At 45.5% G+C, this 21638-nt stretch carries 15 protein-coding genes; 5 read left to right on the top strand and 10 right to left on the bottom strand.

Translation table 11 applies throughout. The annotated features are described in order from the left end of the window. Positions 1-122 precede the first annotated feature (122 nt). The 4 genes from AABW11_RS11520 to AABW11_RS11505 all read right to left on the bottom strand — a co-directional run bounded on the left by AABW11_RS11520 (position 123) and on the right by AABW11_RS11505 (position 6496). On the bottom strand, positions 123-2903 hold the full coding sequence (locus AABW11_RS11520; protein WP_340105248.1) for a T9SS type A sorting domain-containing protein: 2781 nt from the start codon (positions 2901-2903) through the stop codon (positions 123-125). A gap of 30 nt (positions 2904-2933) precedes the next feature. Next, complete coding sequence (locus tag AABW11_RS11515; protein ID WP_340105247.1) at positions 2934-5033, bottom strand: hypothetical protein; 2100 nt, start codon at positions 5031-5033, stop codon at positions 2934-2936. Between the two features lie 147 nt (positions 5034-5180). Then, on the bottom strand, positions 5181-5918 hold the full coding sequence (locus tag AABW11_RS11510; RefSeq protein ID WP_340105246.1) for a TIGR04283 family arsenosugar biosynthesis glycosyltransferase: 738 nt from the start codon (positions 5916-5918) through the stop codon (positions 5181-5183). Further along, entirely contained in the window at positions 5915-6496 is a 582-nt protein-coding gene (locus tag AABW11_RS11505; RefSeq protein ID WP_340105245.1) for a TIGR04282 family arsenosugar biosynthesis glycosyltransferase, read from the bottom strand. Before AABW11_RS11505 ends, AABW11_RS11510 begins: the two co-directional genes overlap by 4 nt. A 544-nt stretch (positions 6497-7040) precedes the next feature. On the opposite strand from AABW11_RS11505, the gene AABW11_RS11500 reads away from it, so the two are divergent. Further along, entirely contained in the window at positions 7041-7505 is a 465-nt protein-coding gene (locus AABW11_RS11500) for a hypothetical protein (protein ID WP_340105244.1), read from the top strand. A gap of 213 nt (positions 7506-7718) precedes the next feature. Here the strand turns inward: AABW11_RS11500 and AABW11_RS11495 are convergent, their stop codons facing one another. From AABW11_RS11495 to AABW11_RS11475, 5 genes are all read right to left on the bottom strand, one after another. Beyond that, positions 7719-8945 (bottom strand): MBL fold metallo-hydrolase, encoded by a 1227-nt coding sequence (locus AABW11_RS11495; protein WP_340105243.1) that lies wholly within the window; start codon positions 8943-8945, stop codon positions 7719-7721. A gap of 66 nt (positions 8946-9011) precedes the next feature. After that, positions 9012-11288, bottom strand: a complete 2277-nt coding sequence (locus AABW11_RS11490; protein WP_340105242.1) for a DUF349 domain-containing protein — start codon at positions 11286-11288, stop codon at positions 9012-9014. 1725 nt (positions 11289-13013) lie between these two features. Then, a complete protein-coding gene (locus AABW11_RS11485; protein ID WP_340105241.1) occupies positions 13014-13844 on the bottom strand; it encodes a mechanosensitive ion channel family protein in 831 nt (276 codons plus the stop codon). Positions 13845-14193: 349 nt separating this feature from the next. Beyond that, complete coding sequence (locus tag AABW11_RS11480) at positions 14194-15006, bottom strand: mechanosensitive ion channel family protein (RefSeq protein ID WP_340105240.1); 813 nt, start codon at positions 15004-15006, stop codon at positions 14194-14196. Between the two features lie 500 nt (positions 15007-15506). Further along, positions 15507-15872 (bottom strand): nuclear transport factor 2 family protein, encoded by a 366-nt coding sequence (locus AABW11_RS11475; RefSeq protein WP_340105238.1) that lies wholly within the window; start codon positions 15870-15872, stop codon positions 15507-15509. Between the two features lie 241 nt (positions 15873-16113). On the opposite strand from AABW11_RS11475, the gene AABW11_RS11470 reads away from it, so the two are divergent. From AABW11_RS11470 to AABW11_RS11460, 3 genes are all read left to right on the top strand, one after another. Further along, the gene (locus AABW11_RS11470; RefSeq protein ID WP_340105237.1) at positions 16114-16479 is read left to right on the top strand and encodes a hypothetical protein; all 366 of its coding nucleotides are present in this window, start codon (positions 16114-16116) and stop codon (positions 16477-16479) included. A gap of 207 nt (positions 16480-16686) precedes the next feature. Continuing rightward, positions 16687-18375, top strand: a complete 1689-nt coding sequence (locus AABW11_RS11465) for an AbgT family transporter (RefSeq protein ID WP_340105236.1) — start codon at positions 16687-16689, stop codon at positions 18373-18375. Positions 18376-18957: 582 nt separating this feature from the next. Then, on the top strand, positions 18958-19221 hold the full coding sequence (locus tag AABW11_RS11460) for a hypothetical protein (RefSeq protein ID WP_340105235.1): 264 nt from the start codon (positions 18958-18960) through the stop codon (positions 19219-19221). Positions 19222-19788: 567 nt separating this feature from the next. On the opposite strand, the gene AABW11_RS11455 is transcribed toward AABW11_RS11460, so the two are convergent. Further along, positions 19789-20640: an aminotransferase class IV gene (locus AABW11_RS11455; protein ID WP_340105234.1), complete on the bottom strand. Its 852-nt coding sequence runs from the start codon at positions 20638-20640 to the stop codon at positions 19789-19791. Between the two features lie 114 nt (positions 20641-20754). On the opposite strand from AABW11_RS11455, the gene AABW11_RS11450 reads away from it, so the two are divergent. Further along, the gene (locus AABW11_RS11450; protein ID WP_340105233.1) at positions 20755-21105 is read left to right on the top strand and encodes a YciI-like protein; all 351 of its coding nucleotides are present in this window, start codon (positions 20755-20757) and stop codon (positions 21103-21105) included. Positions 21106-21638 lie beyond the last annotated feature (533 nt).

Here is a 21638-nt window from a genome sequence, read left to right as displayed (position 1 = left end):
CAAAGTTGGGAGATCCCGCATCAAGTGCGGGATGACTCCTATTCCGGTTCACTATGTCATCGTATCATTGACGCTGACAGGACACCGCTGCTCGCGGCGACGCTGTCAGGTCAATCAAACTTTTATTTAATCAGCGTCATTTTCTTTGTCAGAAGCGTACTTCCTGCTTTCAGACGATAGAAATACATACCACTTGACAGCGACGACGCATTAAAGTTTACGGTGTAATTGCCTGGTGCCATTTCGCGGTCAACAAGTGTAGCTACCCGTCGCCCGATCACATTGTACACCTCAATCCGGACATCAGACTGCTCAGGTACAGCGTAATTGATTTGTGTAGTTGGGTTAAATGGATTCGGGTAGTTTTGCTCAAGGTCAAATGTTCGCGGCAAACCGCCAAGTTCTTCATTGGATGTCACTTCACCACGGTTAAGAGTTAGTGCACGGTAAATTGTATTCGTCTCACGCGTGTCGAAATCGAATCCAGATGCAACAGCCACTGTATCCGTGGCATCGATGGCTCTTACATTCCAGTTCACGGTAATGCCTTCGCCCTGCATTACGCCAAGAACATCAAGTACGCCCTCAACTTCAGCAGCCGAGAGTGTTATTTGTGAATCCGATCCATCATTGTCTGACGTAAAAGCATCCAATTCAATTAAATCTTCATCATAAAGCACCCATTCGAATGTGACCGTATCAAAGTCGTAATCCCGTGGGTTCAGAGACTGCCAGTCAACAACGATTTCAGATACGTCAAGAACATTTACCTCAGCACTGTCTGCTGGTGAAACCAGGTTGAATTCGGGCCGGGGAATAGTATAATTGTCTCCGGTAATATCCTCGAGTTCTCTCGGAATCACTTTCGCCGCTCCAAATGTATAGGTTATGATACCTGTTACTGAAGCAAGGTCTTTACCAAGGCGGGCGTGCAGATTGAAATCGTTAGGGAAGTCCGTCTCACCAATTGCGCCTGCACGGGTATCATCATTCAGCGCTATTGTTTCTTGCTGAAGAATGCCGTTTTCTACAGTTGTTAGCTCAACTTCACCAAAGCCAAGGTCATCTGTCATTCGCACATTTTCAAATCGAATCAGCATTCCTTCCCATGCTTCACCGGGATCAACCGGAGCATTGAATTCATTAGTTGTAATATTGGGAACTACTGCTGTTAAATCGGCTCCGGAGCTAGTTACTGACAGCTCTACGTCTTCGAGGTAGGTGTAGGTAATAGAGTTGTTAGCTACAGTGGCCTCCTGCACAGTTCCACCTGTAATATTTACAACGTCCCCTCTCTGAAGACCCGCTGTTGATGACTCAAGTGCAAGGAAAACCCCTGACCATGGACTTGTTCCATCCTGAACTGAAATCACCCCGTCCGCTGCTGTTGATACAACTGTTGCGGTAATGTTATAGGTAAGGTCCAATATGCCGGCAATTGGGCTCGGCCCATCGAGCTCGTCCCCTGTTTTCTGTATAGTCTCAATAGATGTAATAGCTCCACCATCTACAAAGAAACTTATTGAACCTGATAGAGGAAAGCGTCCTACAAGGTCGTTGCTTCCATATGCCTGCACGAAAAGCGACGGTGCTTCAAAATCAACCAGCTGCGGCAGATCTACTGTGTAGTTGCCTCCACCTGTGTCGGTCATTTCCAATCGCTGCGTTCCTGCAGAGGCTGTTGTATAATTTACAATCACTGAGTCGATTGTAACACTTGGATTATCTTCAGGTGCTGCAACAATAGCGGTAACCGTAACGGTTTGATCAGAGGTGTAAGAACCGCCTGTTGATTCTGGAGTCAGCGAAACGTCTACAACTTGTGGAGGAGCTGCTATAAATTCAAAATCAACGGGCCATGTGAAGTTCCCACCGTCAGACACACCGTTTTCAAGCCTGGTTGCGTCACCTGTTGTAGGATTGGTAAGCCATAGAATACCGTCTTCCATAGGTGAGATATTTAATCCACCCCCTGTAGAGTAAGAGAACCCATCAGTAAAATCATCAATGACCAGGAAGCCACTAATGTTTACAGCAGAGCCTAAGGGTGGACGGCGAAAGTATCCATCTTCCTGAACCCGAATGAAATTAAATCCTTGCTTGTATCCCTCCTGCTCATCCGCAGTATCATTTCGATATCGCAACCCGATATCTCTGTTTGCTACAAAAGCACCATCTTTGTTTACAGTGTAGCTTGGGCGGCCAACGATATCGGTACCATCTATTAAAGATCCACCATAGTTCGCCATAGTGCCGTCTGAGATGCGCACATAAGCGCCTTGATATTTTTGATACGCGTCAAAATTTAAGGCAACTTCATTTGGTCCGGTTAACGTGTGGAAATCAGCTGGTGACACTTCAATTGGGTCGAGGAGAGTTGCATACTCTTGCAGATTGTCAATTTGATTACCTGCGTTTCCTAAATTCTGTTCAATTTCAGACACAACAAACTGGGCTACATTGCTGAAAAAAGAAAGTTGGCCTGTTACGGTAATTACATCTCCGCGATTCAGATTTTCTACAGATGCATATGCGTCCGTACCACTTCCCTGAACAATCTGCATCGACATTCCATCGCGGCCCTGAGGATCATTCAGTGCAGTTGTATCAGTCACAAATATATGTATTCTTGATATACTGCCAACGGTCTCATCGCCGGTAGGAGGGGTATATGATGCTAAACCAGATGTTTTTGGATAACTCACCACAACTGCCGTGAATCTTACAAGTTCGCCTCCCAGTGGGTGGTCTTCGATCTGATCAATGCTCTCGAGATTGTCATATGTATTCAAATCACGGATAGTCACATCTTGTGGCTCCGCATCCTGTGCTGCTGCATTGCCAATCGACAAAAAGCCGATCAGTAACAGCATACTAAGTAGTAGTTGTAACGCTTTTTTCATGTTGTATTGGTTTGAATTAGAGTTAAAAGATTATTTAATAATTGCAAACTTACCGGTTTGCACGTGGCCTGAATCTAAGTCTTTCACAGAGTAGAGATATAACCCTGTTGTTAAGTTTTGATTTGCTTCGGACAGCAAGTCCCACGCAAGTTCTCCGCCCGACAGCACGCGGTCTTCAGAACTAAACTGGTTGTACCACTCAATATCTCCTATGCCATCGCTGGTGTGATTTTTTTCCGCCACTATTTCACCTGCTAGCGTATACACGCGAAGCTGGGCTCTTTCGGGCAGATTAAAAAACATTATTTTTCGGGTCTGCTCCGTACCACCATCCCAGGCTGCGTTCACGCGGTAAGGATTGGGATAAACCCCCACTTTATGGTCCCTGTTGTCATCATCCTGGAAATTTTGATTAGCCGGTGTGCCCGGAAACACCCGCACCGCGTTTTGATTTGCACTTGTTTCGAGTGACTCAATAGCAAACTGATCGCTCCCAAAATCGAATGACGTCACCGAAAACTGGTACTGCCAGCCGCTCAAAAGACCGTCTACCTCAAACCGGTACCAATACTCAGTATCGTCTCCGGGGAACGTAACCGGGTCATCAAGCCTAACTTCACTAAAGCCGGTATTAAACCCTACATCATTACCGGGCGTATCATACTCCCGAATCACACGCGGTGTGGGATTGAGATCATCGCCCAGGTCGGTTCTGTAAATTTTATATCCTTCAAAATCCTGTTCGTTTGTCACGGGATCCACAGATTCCTCTGCGCTTCTATCCCAGTAAACTGTTGCTGTACTCGCCTCGAGCTCCACCCTGAAATTGGGGGCATTTGGTGGTGTGGGGAACCGAAAGCGGTCGAGCCGGCCGTTGTCGTTCACATCTTTCTCATCGGTATACACGCCTGTACTGTCGGTATCTTCGCCGAGGAACACCCGAAACATAGAGTTAATGCTTTCCACAAGTGGTGCGCGCGACTCCTCATTATCAACCGGCTTTCCTGATATACCTTGAAAGTCTGATGGTTTTTCTGCAGCAACAAATCCAAAATAAACAGAAATGGTCTCACCCGGGGCAACATCACTAAACGGCCCGATGGAAATCATTGAAATATAGTTACCCTGCGACTGCTGCCCGTCGGTACGAAGTCGCTCGCGATTTGTCTCACTGGCCGCCGGCTCTGTTTCATCCAGCGGAAATTTGCGGCTCATCCTGTCATATCGCAGCTGATCCGAATTTGGGCCCTGAAAAACACCGGTTCCCGCACTGAACAGCCAATAGCTTGGGTCAACCAACGGCGACCCAAGTCCAAAATCTTCAACTTCGGGATTCATAGGGTGGTAAAATACGGTCTCACCAGTATCAGAATTGGTCACTTCAGAACCAAGAACCGTAATGCCTCCATATGTATTAATACTCGGGCTGTCGTTTGAACCGGCATCAAACGCATATGTTGTATAAAGATTATCGAGGTAGCCGAGACCGCCTTTATTGAAGAAAGCAGAGCCCTGGTCCTGTGTGGTAAATACGTTTCTGACTACAAGATCGGCGTACTGACCCACATACACACTGTCCCATGTAAAACCTTCAGGATCACCGGAATGAATCTGGCTATTATTGGTGATGTCGACTCGGATAATTGAAAAATTCTCTGTAAACGGAAACGCCCAATTCAGGCTTGTTTGTGTCACATCTGCGTATAGCGGATCGTTGTGTCCGGCAATGGTTTGATTTGTTCCGGGGATGATTATGTTTCTGTCGGTATAATTTGCAATGATATCCTGATCACTAATTCCCAGCCCGGTTTCAGGGCCTTCAAACCGAAGCGTACCATCGGGCGTAAATTCATAACCCGCCTGACCCCTTGTGTAACCTGATGGATTCGTAACTGAAGCTGTTGTAAGCCTCAGGCCGCCTTCTACTTGTGCGCCAATCCACAACCCTGCCTCAAACAGGTGCTCCGTACCGGAATTGATAGGAAAGCGCATCGATGGCCCGGCATCGGGGTTATTTCGAACATCGGCTTTCCCGACAATCCCAACATTTGTGATTGACAGACCAAGCTGATTAATATCTGTAGCATCCCGCTCAAAAAGAAACTGGGCATTGAGAGTTGGAACGAGCAAAGAGAGAACTATTATTGCGAATCCGTATCGGATGGTGACCATATACAGGGCTAAAGCATTTATTTTTTGACAGGCAAGAAAGTACAAATAAAAAAAGAGAACTTCTTCCTGTGTCCGCGTGATTTTACAATTCGGTAACGCGGAATTCTACAGTTCTATCAAGGAATTATAGAGATGAACCAGCGTATCCTGTTTCGCTCCAAAATAATAGAGTATCACAATCATTCCGAAAATAAATTGCAGTCGAATCACTCCATTTTTTTCGTAGGTGCGGGCTGATGTGTTTACAGCCTCATCGAGGACAACAAAGCTGGCTTGTTTCTTTAAATCACTGACTATTTTTTGATCTTCCATCACGATCAGGCGGCTATCATACCCGCCAACTTTCCGAAAATTTTCGGATGTAACAAACAGTGACTGGTCTCCGAAACGAACAACTGTTGTTTTAAACCGTGTGCACCATCCATAAAATCGCAGCACCGGGTGATTGTTAGAGAACCTAAGCTGAAAACATCCCGCTCCGGCTCCATTTTCAATTGCTTCAGCAATTAAGGTATCAAATTTTTCGGGCGGAACGGTATCGGCATGAAGAAAATAGAGAATATCACCCGTGGCTTTTGCAGCCCCTTCATTCATCTGAACAGCGCGGCCCTTTCGTTTACACTTAATGACAACGGCTCCGGCCAGCTCCGCCTCCCTTCGTGTAGCATCTGTGCTGCCTCCATCTGCCACAATAATTTCATGAAAATAGCAGCGGGGGCTCTCCAATCGGCGTAGTTCTTCAACCAGCCTGCCGATCCTGCTCTCTTCATTCAAAGCCGGTATCACAATACTGATTTTCACCTGTTCACCCTGCTCTTCTTTCACTAACTGGAACTGGTTCATGGCAGCGTGAGTCCGCTTTTTTTAAGATCCTCAAGCGTGTCGATATCATTTAGTATCTCAAGGGTAGAAAATGACATTTCGAGCCGGCCGAAAAGCTCTGTTGTTTTCTCATAAACTTCCGGCGTACTCCAGGCGATATCATTAAATAGCTCGGGACGAACACCTGTCAGCCCCAGCAGATAGTATCCGCCATCTTTTGACGGGCCGATCACCGCGTCGTTAGATTCAAGTTCTTCAAACGCTTTATCGATGTGTTGCGGCGTAAGATCAGGGCAATCGCTCCCGATAATGACAACATTTTTATACCCGGTTTCAAACCCTTTCCGAAATGCAACCGACATTCGCTCGCCCAGGTCATCACCCTGCTGCAATTTTTTGTCAAACAGATCGGTATTCCACGAATCGCGCCGGTCAATCATGGAGGAGTACCATACCTGGCGATCACAATCTACTTGTATGGCAACATCCTGTGTGTGTCTGAGGAGCTTTTTATAGACTTGAAGCGCATTGGTACTCCCGACGGATGCCGCAAGACGGGTTTTCACTTTTCCCTCTACCGGGTTCTTAATAAATATCATCAACAGATTTTTTTCCATGGCTTACAATCAGGTAATCCTGCACCAATATCAACAGAAAATTCCCGGAAATCGTCACGATTGTATCAAACAACCTGAGCACCTACTGGATCTGTCAGCGTTGAGTTGTGGTTCCCAATTTTATTCAGAGATATAAACATGGCATGTCTATTTGATATCAATTCTCAGACCGATTTCGTGAATTCACCCCGAACCAAATCCTCGCACAGTTAAGAACAGACATGCAATGTTTCTACAGAACCCGTGCGTAAATTAAGCTTTTTAAAAACGATCAAAACCCATCTGCCACTGTGGATATCAACTATCCCCAAGAGGAAATTGAAATCTTGGTTTTTTTTGACTTACAACCCTTCTCGGGGTCAGCGACCCGAGCTACGTGGCGACGCTGACAGAAGTCCGCAAAAAGCGCGGAAATGCTGTCAGGTCTGAATTCTTACAACCTAAATGTCGTTAAATGGAACAAACATAGTATATTCTGCATACAAGACTTTTAAACTGATAATTAAATTCCATCATATATATTTTCATGAAAAAAACAGTTCTGATTTCATTACTTCTGACAATAATCCTGGCTTTTTCACTCTCTTCCACTGCCGACGCTCAAAGCCGATACAGCAACACGGAACTTGGAGTAATTCTGGGTGAACCAACCGGTATCAGCCTGAAGGCATGGCAGTCAGACAGAACAGCGTTTGATGCAGGATTTGCATGGTCGTTTGGCGATAACGGCTCGCTTCACCTTCATGCCGATTATCTGTTTCACAACTGGATGGATGTCGAGAGCGGCAGCCTCGCGCTCTATTACGGGCTTGGCGCACGACTTCAGGTAGCAGACGATCCGCGTCTCGGAGCAAGAATTCCGATCGGGCTTCAATATAATATTCCTGATACCCGACTTGCGACCTTTTTTGAAGTGGCCCCGCTACTCGACCTCGTCCCAGAAACGTCTTTTGACGTGAATGGTGGTCTTGGCATACGGATTTATCTTTAAATCTGGCACGAACTATACTCTTATTCGACAACTTGTATTACAAGTCTGCCCCATTAGACTGTTAGAATTTGTGATATAAAATTGATCCATTCTAAGCATTCAGTCAGAATGATTCATATTAGCTCCCTCCTTGTCAAGTCCCGTCAGGGCGCAACAGGGAGGGCTGGGGTGGGTCAGAATGGCTGTATTTGATCAAAATATGAGGAAGTTTTTTCAACTAAATGATTTTATATCCACCGGCAGACTAACCGCTAAGCCTTCCCGGGCCAGCTCAAGCTCACGGAACGTATCTTCTTTGTACAAATTCAGTCGCTCTGAAAGCTGTTTCAGTTTTTTGTCTGATGAATCCGGATCATGATGTGTCAGGTAGAGTCGCTTTACGCCACTCTCTTTTGCCAGTTCCAGTACCCGTTCCCAGGCTGAATGTCCCCATCCCTCACGGTTTTTCAGCAGATCGAGGTCATACTGGGCATCGTGTATCAACAGATCACAATCACGGATGAAGTCGCAAAACCGATCAACATATCGAAGCGGTGATGTATCCATCGGGAGCTCGTTGTCGGGGGCATAAATAATGGTGTAGCCGGCAATCTTAAAGCGGTACATCGCTGTTTTTGTGGGATGATTCGCTACCAGGTAATCAACCTGTACGGAGCCAAACGTAACCGGCTCTTCTTCCTGGGTGATATACTCCAGGTCTGAATCAAACATGCTAAGTGTGACCGGGAAAAATGTTTTCGTGAGATGACCCGCCAATATTTCCTTTGCCCCTCCGCGGTACTGCTCCGGCATTCGAATGCGGAACGAGTTATTTTTTTTATAAATGGGCGAAAAGAATGGAAATCCCTGAATGTGGTCCCAGTGAGGGTGCGTTATAAACAGGTCTGCGTTGATAGGTCCCTCTGTATACGTTTCGAGGTAATTGCCCAAATTCCTGATGCCTGTCCCCGAATCCAGGATAAGTTTCCTGTCGTAGCCGGGAATTTCTATCTCCACACAGCTTGTGTTGCCGCCGTACCGGATGTTTTCACTGTTTGGACACGGCGTGGATCCCCTGACACCCCAAAATTTCACCTTCACAGAAGGCTGAACAGCTTTAGTTAGAAACTCCGATAGTTCAGTTCCGTCGTTCTCATCAATAATTTTGGCAGGAAAGAGGCATTGATCAAACCGCTCAGCTGATGATGTAACATCGTTGCTCAGAACAACTGTTGGTATAAAACGACGCCCGGTTTTTTGGGTAAGTACTTCATCCAGATAAACCGGCAGATTCCGGATTTGCGACTCATGAATAATAATGGCTGCAGGCAGTTCGGTTGAAAGCTTTCTGTCGAGCTGATCACCATCAGAACACAGCTGCACATTTGATCTCCCTACTGCTTCGCACGCCTCGCTAAAGCCGTGCGATTGAGTGCCGCCGGTTATAAAAATTTTTCGCAAACTATCTGTTGACAAACGCAGCTCCTTTTTCAGGCAGTGAACCTGCGCAGTATACCGACGCGCAGACTATGCTCCATCCTTCTTTATTAAGTCTATTTCTTTTTCAAGCTCTGCCAGCCTTTCTTCCTTTTTTATAATCTCTTCTTCTGCTTTATCGACCTTTTCCTTCACTTGGTCAAGCAGTGGATTACTTCCCCCACGCGGCTTGAAATAGCTTAATGACTCTTTTTGCTGGATTAGTTCCTGCTCCATTTTTTTAATCTCTTTTCGAAGGCTTGCCGCTTTACTGTTCAGTTTCCTGATATCGGCAATATCATCAGCCGAAAAACTCTCCACGTTCTCCCGGCCAACCACATCAACGGCCGCTTTAGCTGCCCTGAACCGGTCGTAAATCACATCACAAATTTCGCGGTACTCCTTCCACATTCTGTTTTTATGCTTGATGGGGACATAACCGGCTTTTTTGAACTCTTCCTGCAGCGGCTTTGCCAGATTCACCGCTTCAATCGGATCTTCATGATCTCTCAATTCACGAAGTTTACCCAGCACCTCTTCCTTCTCTTTAAGATTATCCTTGCGCTCTTCTTTCACCTCTTTGAAGTGATCCCGGCGACGGTCGTAAAAATGATCCATCGCACCTTTAAATTTCTTCCAGATCTTGCCTGAACTACGCTTGGGCACAGGCCCGATGTTCTTCCATTTGTCCATCAGGCTTTGCAGGTCACGGTGGGTCTGCTCCCAGTCCTCGGAATCTTTGAGCTCTTCAGCTTTCTCAATCAGCTTCTGTTTCTCCTCAAGATTCTCCTGCTCCTGTTCCCGGAGCTGATCTATATTCTCAGACTTCATCTCATTAAATGCGTCTGTGGCTGCTTTGAACCGGTCCCACAAGTCATTTTCATCTTTTTGAGGAAGATTTCCCGCTTTTTTCCAGCGCCGGTGAAGTTTATTCACTTTCCTGGCCGCATCAGCAAGGTCATCCGAGTCAATCAGCGCTTCCGCTTCATCAATCAGCTTACGCTTCCGCGTCAGGTACTTCTCGATTTCCTCGCGATACTCCTTGTCGTGCTTGAAGCGCATGGAGTGAAATGTGTCCTGAAGTTCATGATACTGGCTCCAGATTTCCTGGTTTTTTTCGACAGGCACGCGTCCTATTTTCCGGAACTGTTTAGCGAGCCGTTCAAACTCTTTCTCCATCTCGTCCCAGTCCGACGTTTCGTCAAGTCCCTTAACGAATGCCTCCATTTTTTCCAGGATCACAAGCTTGCCGGTGAGGTTATCTTCCTCTTTCTGCTTTTTCTTCACCAGGCGATCTACTTTATGATCGTCGAACGTGCTTAAAAGCTTATTAAATTTCTTTTCGAGTTCTTCCTCTTTTTCAGCCGGTACTGACTTTACCCTGTCCCACTGGCCTTTCAGCTTCCCGACTTCACGTGTGGCCGTCCACTGTTTTTCATTAACAATCTTCTCCAGTGAATCGAGAATGCTCTCTTTCTTTTTGAGATTCTCTTCACGCTGGCGTTTTTTCTCTTCATAATGAGCGCGCTTTTTCTCTTCAAACTCCTCGCGCTTCTCATCAATGGTTTTCCGGTAGGCGTCAATATCAACACCTTCAGGATCGGGCCCTTCTTCCCATTTCGTATCTATATTATCGAACTCCATCGACACATATGCCCAGTCGCTGACGTCTACCAGCTGTTCTGCTTTTTCAGCCAATTCTTTATAATAGGCTTCTGTTTCAGAAATCTCTTCGGTGTCTTCCACAGCCGTTTTTTCCAAGGTCGTTTCTTCTTCGGCCGGCTCTTCTTCACCCGGTTTTGCATCAACAATGTCCGATTTTTTTGAAACTGCTTCGGGCTCGGTAACCTCTTCTTCTGTTTCATCCACAGAAACATCAGACGCTGCGGCCGTAACTTCAGTCTCTTCTGTATCCTCTTGTGTGGTGGGCTCGTCCTCAGCCTCACCGGAATCTTCGAGTTCTTTCAACAAGTTTTCCAGCCGCTCTTGCGATTCTTTAATAAGGGTTTCAAAATCTCCAATGGCATCAGACTCCAGGATGTCCTCCTTAAGCTTGCTAAACGACTGCCGGACCTCATCAGCATCAAGATTTTCCGCCTCACTTAGCTGCTCAAAAAAATTATCTGCTTTAGCCTCTACATTCTCAAAGGCATTTTCGAGGGCTTTAACCTGGTCTTCAACAGAGTCGGGATCAACTGTTGTAATTTTTCTCTCTTTGAAGAAGGGTGTTTCCTTCAGCATAATGTCTCCCTGCTGGTTTACGTACGCAAAGGGAGATTCAAACAGATGTGATGATTCAGATTCGGGCGTTTGTTTTTCTTCAGACAAAATAGACGTGTCTTTTAGGGTTGCACTTTACGGCGTATCGCCTGCGTTTAAGAACAGAAGTTTAATCAACATTCAGTATGGAAGCAACTTTTCTATAAATGCGTTTCATTTCCATACGTATTTGGGCACTCTTTTATTCTTGATTGATGGAGATGTGAATGAAAGTGCGCCCAAAATGGCAACCGAATTTCAACCAAGGCTGTCCAAAAACGGCGACATAACTCGCACCTGAGTTCGACATTGTGACACTCAAAAATGTCATCTTAAGCGATTTTTAATTCCCAAAACAGACGACTCTATTTTGAGAATCCAGAAATAATTCATTTTACTACTCCGGTGATCCGATCAGGAAAAGGGCCTCCGGCCTTGATGGGTGGAGGATTAGCATGGGTTGCCTGTGCCTATGGTGCACCACAGCCCTTACTGCGCCAAGGCTTCGGAGGGCACAGGCACGGGAGAAATCACTTTGGGCGCTCACAAGGTGAGCATTCTCAAAGTGTACCCGTGCGGGCAAACCGTGCCCAGAAGCCATCACAGCCAACCTGCGCTAAAGCAGCGGTAGGCAGGCGGGAGTTTTACCGTAGGGATGCCTTCGGCATGCATACTTTCTTCTTTTAGTCCCGCTCCTGCGGGGTGGCGGTCCACTTGTCCCCACAATAGTAGGGGAAAGTATGAGGAGAAAACGCCACGTTAGGCATCTGTCACTGGTTGCCGCTAATTTTACCCCAAAAAGCGGGGCAACATCATTTTGGAGGTGACAGGATACGTTTTCCTGACCACGGGTAGCATGTGTTTTGGGGGGTAGAGGGCTATGTACGGCGCACCAGGTAATTTTAAATCTCAAAAGTACGTACTCAGACCATGATGAATCCACGGATTAGATTTCTCTTGGCCCCTTCGATTGAATCCATTTCTTCTGCAGAATCATCCGCCTCGGGGCGCTTGGTTTATCTGCTCGTCTTAACCCCGCACTGCGCGCCGACGCCGGAGGCATCCCTACTTTGGGAAAAACCACGGCGCTTGTCACATAGTGATCCTTCGGGTACGGGCTACTGAGCGACCGCCCCTGTCGGGACTTTTTGTTACGCGCAAGCGCGAAACCGGATGTATTTGGGCAGACGATAAGTCATGTGTTCATAAAACTGAAAACGTCTATTTTAGCCTGAAAACAGCATTTTAAAAACTGTCTTCGGTAGCCGCTAATCTTGCCTCAAAAGCCTGCTCTACGAAGTTTTAACGTAGTTGAGCGGGGAAACACCATTTAAGCAGTGACAGAACAATTGGAGGTATATTGGTTGAAGCCGAGCTTTTAAATCCTTGAAAGCTGCTCAAAAAAACACTTTTTCCAATCTGTAATCGGTAGTATAAAAAATGTAGTCAATTCATCAACTTTCTATGAGCTTGTAATTTCTATAAAAAGAAAGTGATATAGTTCAAGTATAAAGCTTTTGAGAACGATGTATGCTGGAATCCAACCACGACTCGTCATCGCGGGCTTAGACCCACGATCGGCCATATTTGCAATGGTCTGGGTTTGCCAATGGAGTGTCTACAGATCGGGCAAGATTGGGAGATGCAACGCCCGGGTGTAGCATGATGACGACGATTGTGATGTATGATTCTCTATTCAAAATGACTAATGAAGGCAATCGGCTCATAACCCACCAAGCAACCAAAGGTTCGCCCGGAATGGATCGCTTTGCAAAAACCCTTGAAGGGCTCCAATCAATTATTTTGAAACAGGTGAACATCGCGCTGCGGGAACGGAATGCTGATATCATTCTCATCAAACACTTCTTTTACCCGTTTGATGAGATCATATCGCAGCGGCCAGAGATCGGATGTTGCAGTCCACGGGCGAACCCGTATCACCACAGAGCTGTCATCTAGTGCCGATATGGCAATAAGCGGCTCCGGCTCGTCCAGAATCCGATCGTCAGCATCAAGTATATCTTTAATGAGTCCAATGGCTTTATCCATATCGACCGTGTAAGAAATGTCAAATTCAAGATCGCACCTGCGGGTGTCGAACTGTGTTAAGTTTTGAATTTCACTTCCCCATACGCGTGAGTTTGGCACCACTATTCCGATATTATCAAACGAGTGCATTTCAGTCGTAAAAAGTCCGACCTCATCAACAACCCCAAACGTCCCTGCTACCTCAATGACATCACCTACCTTGAACGGCCTGAGGATGAGCAGCATCATACCGGAAGCTACATTGCTCAGGGTTCCCTGTAGCGCAAGGCCAACCGCTAAACCGGCGGCACCCAAAATGGCGATGATACTTGCGGTTTCAACCCCAAACTGCCCGAGCACCGCAAGCAGTGTCACAATTAAAATCACGGCTTTTACTGTCTGTCCAAAGACGGGAGCAAGCGTATCGTCGAAATTTTCAGATTTAAAGACCGAATTTCTTACACGCTTCGCAGCCCACCCGGCTATCGTAAACCCGATTATCAGAATAATAACAGCGCCTATCAGGCTCATTCCCCGTGTGATAAAAAATGCGGTTAGCGCATCAGAATTACCGGTTAGATCGTTCAAAAAGTCCATTATAGTCGTGTGTTTAGGATCGTTTAGATTTTACTGAATTTATCTGGTGTTATTCAGCCCAAAAGTACTTCCCGCTTATAATGTGACATGCCAATGTGCAGCCCGACATTTTATCGTTAAGTAAACATCAGATTGTAAACCTTCAGGGGTTGATTAATGCAACCAACGCAAATTAATATTTATCTGCCAAAGTTCACTGCCACAATTTAACTGAGATGCGGACATATTGAAATCGGTTAGTGTTCTTAAAAGCTCCGGTTTATTCTATATGAATTTACCATTCCCAAAAAAAGACATTATTTCCCCGGCGGATGCCGCACTGCGCCGGAGGAATATTTATATCAGCGGCTTACTCTTCCTTATGAAGATGAACATCGTGCTGAGGATATGGAATGTTAAGTCCTTCATCTTCAAACGTTCGGTACACCTGCTCATTGAGCCTGAAATTTACGGGCCAGAAATCGCCTGCATTTACCCATGCCCGAACCACAATATTTACAGAACTATCCGCCAGCTCCCTGAGGGCCATAAACGGTTCAGGATCATTCAAAATGCGATCATCTTCTGATAAGAGCCGCTCAATCACGTCATATGCTTTATCAATGTCATCTCCGTACCCAATCCCAACAGTCCACTCAACCCGGCGTTTTTCCTCTACCGAGTAGTTGATCATGGAATCATTGGCAAGCTTTCCATTTGGAATCAGAATCGTTTTGTTGTCGGGTGTTTTAAGTATAGTGGAAAAAATCTGAATCTCTCGAACCGTACCTGAATGGCCCTGGGCCTCTATATAATGACCGGCTTTAAACGGCTTGAAAAGCAGAATCATAACGCCGCCCGCAAAGTTTTGCAGCGCACCCGACAAGGCAAGTCCTACGGCCAGGCCCGCGGCACCTAGAATGGCGATAAATGACGTCATCTCCACACCCAGCATACCAAGTGCGGTAATGTAAACCATAACTTTCAGAAAGATTGAAATAATACTGGCTAAAAACGTCTTCAGCGTCTCCTCCGTCTCACCTTTATCAAGTCCCTTGCGGAAACCCCGAACCACAATTTTCACCGCCCATAATCCAATAACAAGCGTTAGAATTGCCCAGACCAGATTCATTCCATATGTCGTCACAATTTCTATTAGATCCATGTCCTGTATCGCTTCCATATTATTTTATTCTCTTAAGATTACTTTTTTGATTAAAATCATATATGCTAATGAATTGAAGCACAATAACATTCGAAGAAACTCACCAGAGGGTTTGCTCTACATTGTTCTTCTTATCAGACGTAATTGCCAGTTTAAAATGATTGATTTAGTAATTAAAAACAATAATTTATGCAGGATCTATTTCGTGATCTTATTACTTCATATAGTTAAAAAGAACACCTTTATCGGGTAAATTATAAACAATGCTTTTAAAACCATCGCGCGGGATACGGTCCGATCATTTTTTGAACACGACATGATATCTCCCCCCATATCGATGCACGTAGCCTTTATTGTCTGCAGGGGCACTTCAGGCTTTTTCACTCAATTAGTGGTTTTAAGTATTGTGATGACTTTTGTTTTTAAATACATCGTGCATACAGACTTGCCAGAGACCGGACATAAAAAAAGCCCTCCGTCTCCGAAGGGCTCTGATTTATTTTTGATTTCAGCAGCCGTTACCCTTGCTGTGTTCCGTAAAATCGTTCTTCCACAATTTTACCATCTTTCCACTGCTGGGTGGCTACCTGTTCAAGTTTCGTAGGTTCATCCGCGCCTTTAAAGGTGATATCCATCCAGCTTTCGACAGCTGTTGTTTCATCATCTTCATTCGACGTGATCGCCACAACTTCCATTCCGTTAAATGATTCAACACTTCCAAAGAATTCGTTTTCACGGTCACGGTTGGCATCTTTGCCCTTCACTTCAGTTCCGTCTTCAAGAGTCATTACAACATCATCTGCATAATACTTTTCAAATGCATCCATTGCAGTTCCATTTTGAACGTGATCGTATACGTCAGTTATTTTCTCGATTACACTCATTCTGCTTCTTATTTTTATTTATTGTTTGATATAAAACTATTTCACTTTAAACAACCAGTCAACACCCGGTTTCGTTTACGATTTCTGAAAAAATTTTGATTTTTATTAGTGTGCTACAAATTCGATCAGACAGGTGCTGCTAAAATTAAATCGGCCGCGACAACATAATTTTTATTTCAGAAATGCCGGCAATCCGTTATACTCATTAGGTTCGAAACAGCTACAAAACCAGGTATCAATCATGCGCAACTTCACACTCCTGTTTTTTTCTTTCTGGATTGTCACCCTTTTTCTTCCCTGGTGGACTCTCCTCATTCCTGCCGTTCTCCTGGGCGCCACGCTTTTCGAATCGTCGGCCATTGCTTTCTTTACAGGATTTATATCACTTTCCGCAGCCTGGGCCGTACAGGCCCTCTACATTGATATTGCAAATGAATCGATCCTCTCCGGCAGAATGGCCGAGATGCTCGGCGTCGGCCAAAGCTGGCTTGTCATATTAATTACAGCCCTCATCGGCGGCCTCATTGGCGGCATGGGAACACTTCTCGGGGCTCAAATACGGCTGCTGCTTCAACCCGGGGATGCTCGCAGCTCTCGCGCAGCATAACGTCTCATCCCAATTTAGATATTTTTCTTAAATGATCACCGTGAAATAACTGAAGCAAAATTTGAATGGATGACGACTGATATTAACCTCCTGCTTGCAACAAAACAGAGCATATTAATTACGCGATAGCTAAGGCCATATCAAGTTACCCCCCCCCCCCCCAAACAACCAATAAACCAACCGTATTCCCTAATAACCAGACACCCAATGAGTGAATACCCCAAAATTAAGGATCCCAATCCGCCCGGGCCGAAAGACAAAAAAACACTCTTTACGCGATTTCTTGATTTTGTTGAATGGCTGGGCAACCTGCTCCCGCACCCGGTCACCCTATTTGCACTCTTTGCGTTTGGCGTAATACTGCTCAGCGGCCTTGCCGAATGGCTCGACTGGAGCGCTGCCGATCCGCGTCCGGAAGGTTCATCAGGCCGGGCACCTGATGGTATTATTCGTCCCGTTAGTTTACTCAATGCCGAAGGGTTGCGGATGATCGTGGAGAATATGGTTGATAATTTTACGAATTTCGCCCCGCTCGGAGTGGTTCTGGTCGCACTGCTCGGTGTAGGGGTGGCGGAACATTCAGGATTGATCAGCGCCGTTATTCGGGGCATTGTTCTGAAAGCTGCATCTTTCAAACCTGAAGGAGAAATTGGCACGGGGTTGACGGCAATTCCCATGCGAATCTACCGGTTCATTGTAACCCCAAAAAATCTCGTCACGATTGCGATCTGCTTTTCAGCGGTCATCTCTAATACGGCGTCGGAAATGGGGTATGTCGTGCTTGTACCGCTGGCTGCCGTTATTTTCCACTCAATGGGGCGTCATCCCCTGGCCGGACTTGCCTGTGCATTTGCCTGCGTTTCCGGGGGCTACAGTGCCAACCTCCTGCTGGGGACCATCGACCCGCTGCTTGCCGGTCTCACACAGGAGGCAGCCAGGCTCATAGATCCTGAATACTCGGTAGTGGCAACCGCCAACTACTATTTCATGTTCGCAAGCACGTTTCTAATTACTGCACTGGGAGCCTTTGTCACGCTAAAGATTGTTGAACCCAAGCTCGGAACTTACGACGAAAGCATGGCAATGGAGGATGTATCTGATGAGGCTTCCATGGAACCGTTGCAACCCAGAGAAGTACGGGCGCTCAAGTGGACCGGCGTCTCTATCCTGGTGATGTTCGGCATCCTGGCGCTGACCATCGTCCCGGAAAATGGTGTTCTGCGAAATCCCGAAACGGGCGACTGGAAAGATTCCCCATTTTTAAATGGTGTCGTCGCCCTGATTTTTATCTGTTTCCTCATTCCGGGATTTATATACGGTAAAGTTGTGGGAACGATGAAAGATGACCGCGATATCATAGAAGGCATGGCCCAGTCGATGTCAACACTCGGCCTGTATATCGTGATTGTCTTTTTTGCCGCCCAGTTTGTCGCCTATTTTGGATGGAGCAACCTCGGGCAGATCTTCGCCGTGAAAGGCGCGGAGTTTTTACAAACCATGGGAGCGACCGGCCCGATCATTTTCATTGGATTTATTTTCATATCCGGTTCCGTAAACCTGATGCTTGGGTCAGCCTCGGCCCAGTGGGCGGTTACAGCGCCCATTTTTGTCCCCATGCTGATGCTGATCGGATACAGCCCCGAAGTGATCCAGGCCGCCTACCGCATCGGCGATTCGGTTACCAATATCATCACCCCAATGATGAGCTATTTTGGGCTGATCCTCGCGTTCGCCAATAAATACGATAAAAATCTTGGCATCGGAACCATTATTGCTATGATGCTGCCCTACAGTATCTTCTTTTTGATTGGGTGGATCATTCTCTTCTACCTGCTCATATTTGGGTTTGGCATGCCGGTCGGGCCAGGGGAAGGGATTTATTATTTGATGGAGTGAGGTTTGCAGACTTCAGTTCGATTAATCATTTTTGTTTTACATGAAATTTAGTTGGCTGATGAAAAGATTTATGAACACTCCCTTAGAACACGAAAAAAATATGACAGCATGTAGGACAATTGCTTTTACAGATCCTTCTCTACGCCATTAAAAACAATGGCTCGATCAGGATGACGAATTCATTGGGAGGAATATGGGCGGCGTTGGCTCATTAGTCGGTTTTCAATATCGACTTGTCATCACGCCGCCCTACTTCTTAATCGAATCATTGTCATTCTGAATAAAACGGTGGTTTCCCGTTTTGTGAAGAATCTGTAAAAGCAACATATTTTGTTCTATCGAATGGACATAAATGACTAATATTATCTACTGAATGACCCAACTTTCATGATGAGACTTTATGAGAAATTGCACAAAGAATTATGATACGTAACCAATAACTTTCCCGGGGCATAAGTTATTTAAATCTTCAGAATATAAGTGAGACCCCCTTCATTTGTTGATAATTGAACTCAGGTTGTAACGTTGTTATTCAGACAAATGTTAAGCATGTGAACAAATAATTGTTAAGGTACTATCACTATGATCAAGCTTATCAGAAAACCTGACGATCCGAAAGCAGGCGAGATAGAATCCCGGTTTGGGGATTTGATTCTCTCTTACAAAACTGAAATTTCCGACGAAGATGATGATGACCTTCCGAAAATAAAAGATGGCGATACGATTATTTCAGGAGAAGACGAGATCGAAAGCTGGCTTCAGGAGCTCGAAGCGGATCTCAAATGGCAGCGCAGCCTGAGTGGGGACGGGTGCTATATTGATCCGGAATCGGGGAAGGTGTGTTAACCCGGATCATTCACGAAAAGGAATAACATAAGGGTTTAGTAAATAATAATGCACGTATTGAAACTTGATTATAGCTCAAATTTAAGTGTCTCTTATGGCTGCGAAATTTAGCTGTGCACTGCGTGGAAGCAAAAATGGTTTACTCAGGGTACCTCAGTACCCTTCCCCACAATTTCCCCTTCGCCTTGTTCACAGCAAAATTAGTGAACATGCGCACTGAACATGATTAAATAATAATTCAAGTGGTAAGCCATTGCTTTTGCAGATCCTTCTCTGCGCCATCAACTACAATGGCTTGATCAGGATGACAGGTTCATGGTATAACAAGCGGGCGGCGTGGGTTGAGTCGTAGCTTTTTTAACTCGCTATTTCTTCGCGCCGCCCTCCATCTTTGCCCAATTATGGTCATTCTGAATAAAACGGTGATTTTCCGGTTTATGAAGAATCTGTAAAAGCAAAACATGTTGTCCTATCTAATAACACAAATGATTGCTTTCAAACTTGGTTCAGCAACTAAAAATACCATGTCTACTATGGGGCAAATATATTCACATCGATATATATCTATTAACCACCCGCCAATTTCGCATTATAAATCGTCTGAATTCTTTGAACAACCGGCCCGGGTTTTCCGGGGCCAATTGCACGGTTATTAACCCTGTTTATCGGCTGAATATCAGTAGTAGTACCGGTAAAAAAGAGCTCATCCAGTTCGTAGAGTTCATGCTCTCCTATCGGCTGTAAATTCACCTCAATATTTTCTTCTTTTGCAATGGCAATCACTGCTTGCCGCGTGATTCCGCTCAGAATATAATTTGATGCGGGATAGGTTCTCAGAACCCCATCCTTCACTCCAAAAATATTTGCGTTTGGACTCTCTGTAATCACGCCATCGCGAATCATCACGGCGCTGTTTACGCCGGCATCTCTCGCCTGTTGCTTGGCAAGTGTGTTTGGCAGCAGGTTCACGGTCTTAAGGTTACAGCGGCTCCAGCGCACATCAGATACCGTGATGGCATCGACGCCCTCTTCATGGAGTTTTTTGTGGGGTGTAAAAGGTTCTGCCGCGAGATATACTGTAGGTTCAACAGGCGAATCAGGAAATGTATGCGTTCGTGGCCATGCCGATCCCCGGGTGACCTGGATATAGACTTTTGCCTGTCCATTTTCCAGTCCGTTTATTGAAACCAGCTTGCGGCCAATATCAGCAACCTGATCACGCTGCTCTTTACTTAGGTCGATCTTCAATCCCGCGAGTCCTTCATCCAGCCGGTCCATATGCTCGTCTTCCATAATAAAGCGCCCGTTGACCACCCGGATGACCTCATAAATTCCATCCCCAAATACAAACGCCCTGTCCCCGACAGATACTTTAGCCTCAGTGTGCTCAACGTATGACCCGTTTAAATAAACCTGCATAATCTGAATTTCTTTAATTTTCGGAAGCAACAAATGTATTCAATTAAATGCTGATCTTCAGTAAAAGATCCGGTTTAAATTCGTTTTTATCCCTTTTCAATGCTTAAGTTTATTATGAAAGAACGAACTCACATCAAACTAAAACAACCTGATATGCACTTTTTATTAATTTACGACTTGTCACCCGATTACCTCAAAAAAAGGGAAGAACACAGAGACGAACATCTCAAACTTGCGTGGGAGTCGCACGAAAATGGAGATCTTGTACTTGGCGGGGCGCTCCAGGATCCGCCCGACCAGGCCTATCTACTCTTCAAGAGTGACTCGCCTCATAGCGCAGAAGAATTTGCAAAACAAGATCCCTATGTAAAAAACGGTATCGTTGAAAGCTGGACAGTGCGTCCCTGGATGACTGTTGTGGGTGACGATCCGGCGAATAAAGTGTTACCTGAGGGGCAATCATAGTTTTTTGTTGTTAAATCAGCTTGGTACAAAAAGCGGGCCCGCTTTTAAAACTGTTTCTATGATATCTTAAATATCGGTTCTACGGGAAAGTTTGTGGGTGGATGGCAAAAATCGTGGAGAATCGTTTAGAACATGTTCAATTTGTACCAAAGAACAGGTTCTTGCTTTTACAGATCCTTCTCTGCGCCATCAACTACAATGGCTTGATCAGGATGACTGGCTCATAGGGTAATAAGTGGGCGGCGTGGATACATTCATATCTTTTGTATTGTCTTGTCGTCACGCCGCCCTGCCCTCAAGCCGAATTATGGTCATTCTGAATAAAACGGTGTTTTCCCGTTTTGTGAAGAATCTTTAAAAGCAACAAACTTTGTCCAATCATATCATATAAATGACTAGTGTTATCTGCTGAATGACTCCACTGGCTTGATGAGACTGCATGAAAAGCTGTAAACTGGTTTATGTTATGTACCCACAAACTTTCCTGTAGGTATTATAAAAAAGAGGACGCCCTGAATTTCTTAGCTTTCAAG

Source organism: Rhodohalobacter sp. 8-1 (assembly GCF_038150125.1).
Taxonomy (GTDB): domain Bacteria; phylum Bacteroidota; class Rhodothermia; order Balneolales; family Balneolaceae; genus SW132.
The sequence above is the reverse complement of the archived record's forward strand: the minus strand, read 5'-3'. Positions and strand labels throughout refer to the sequence as shown.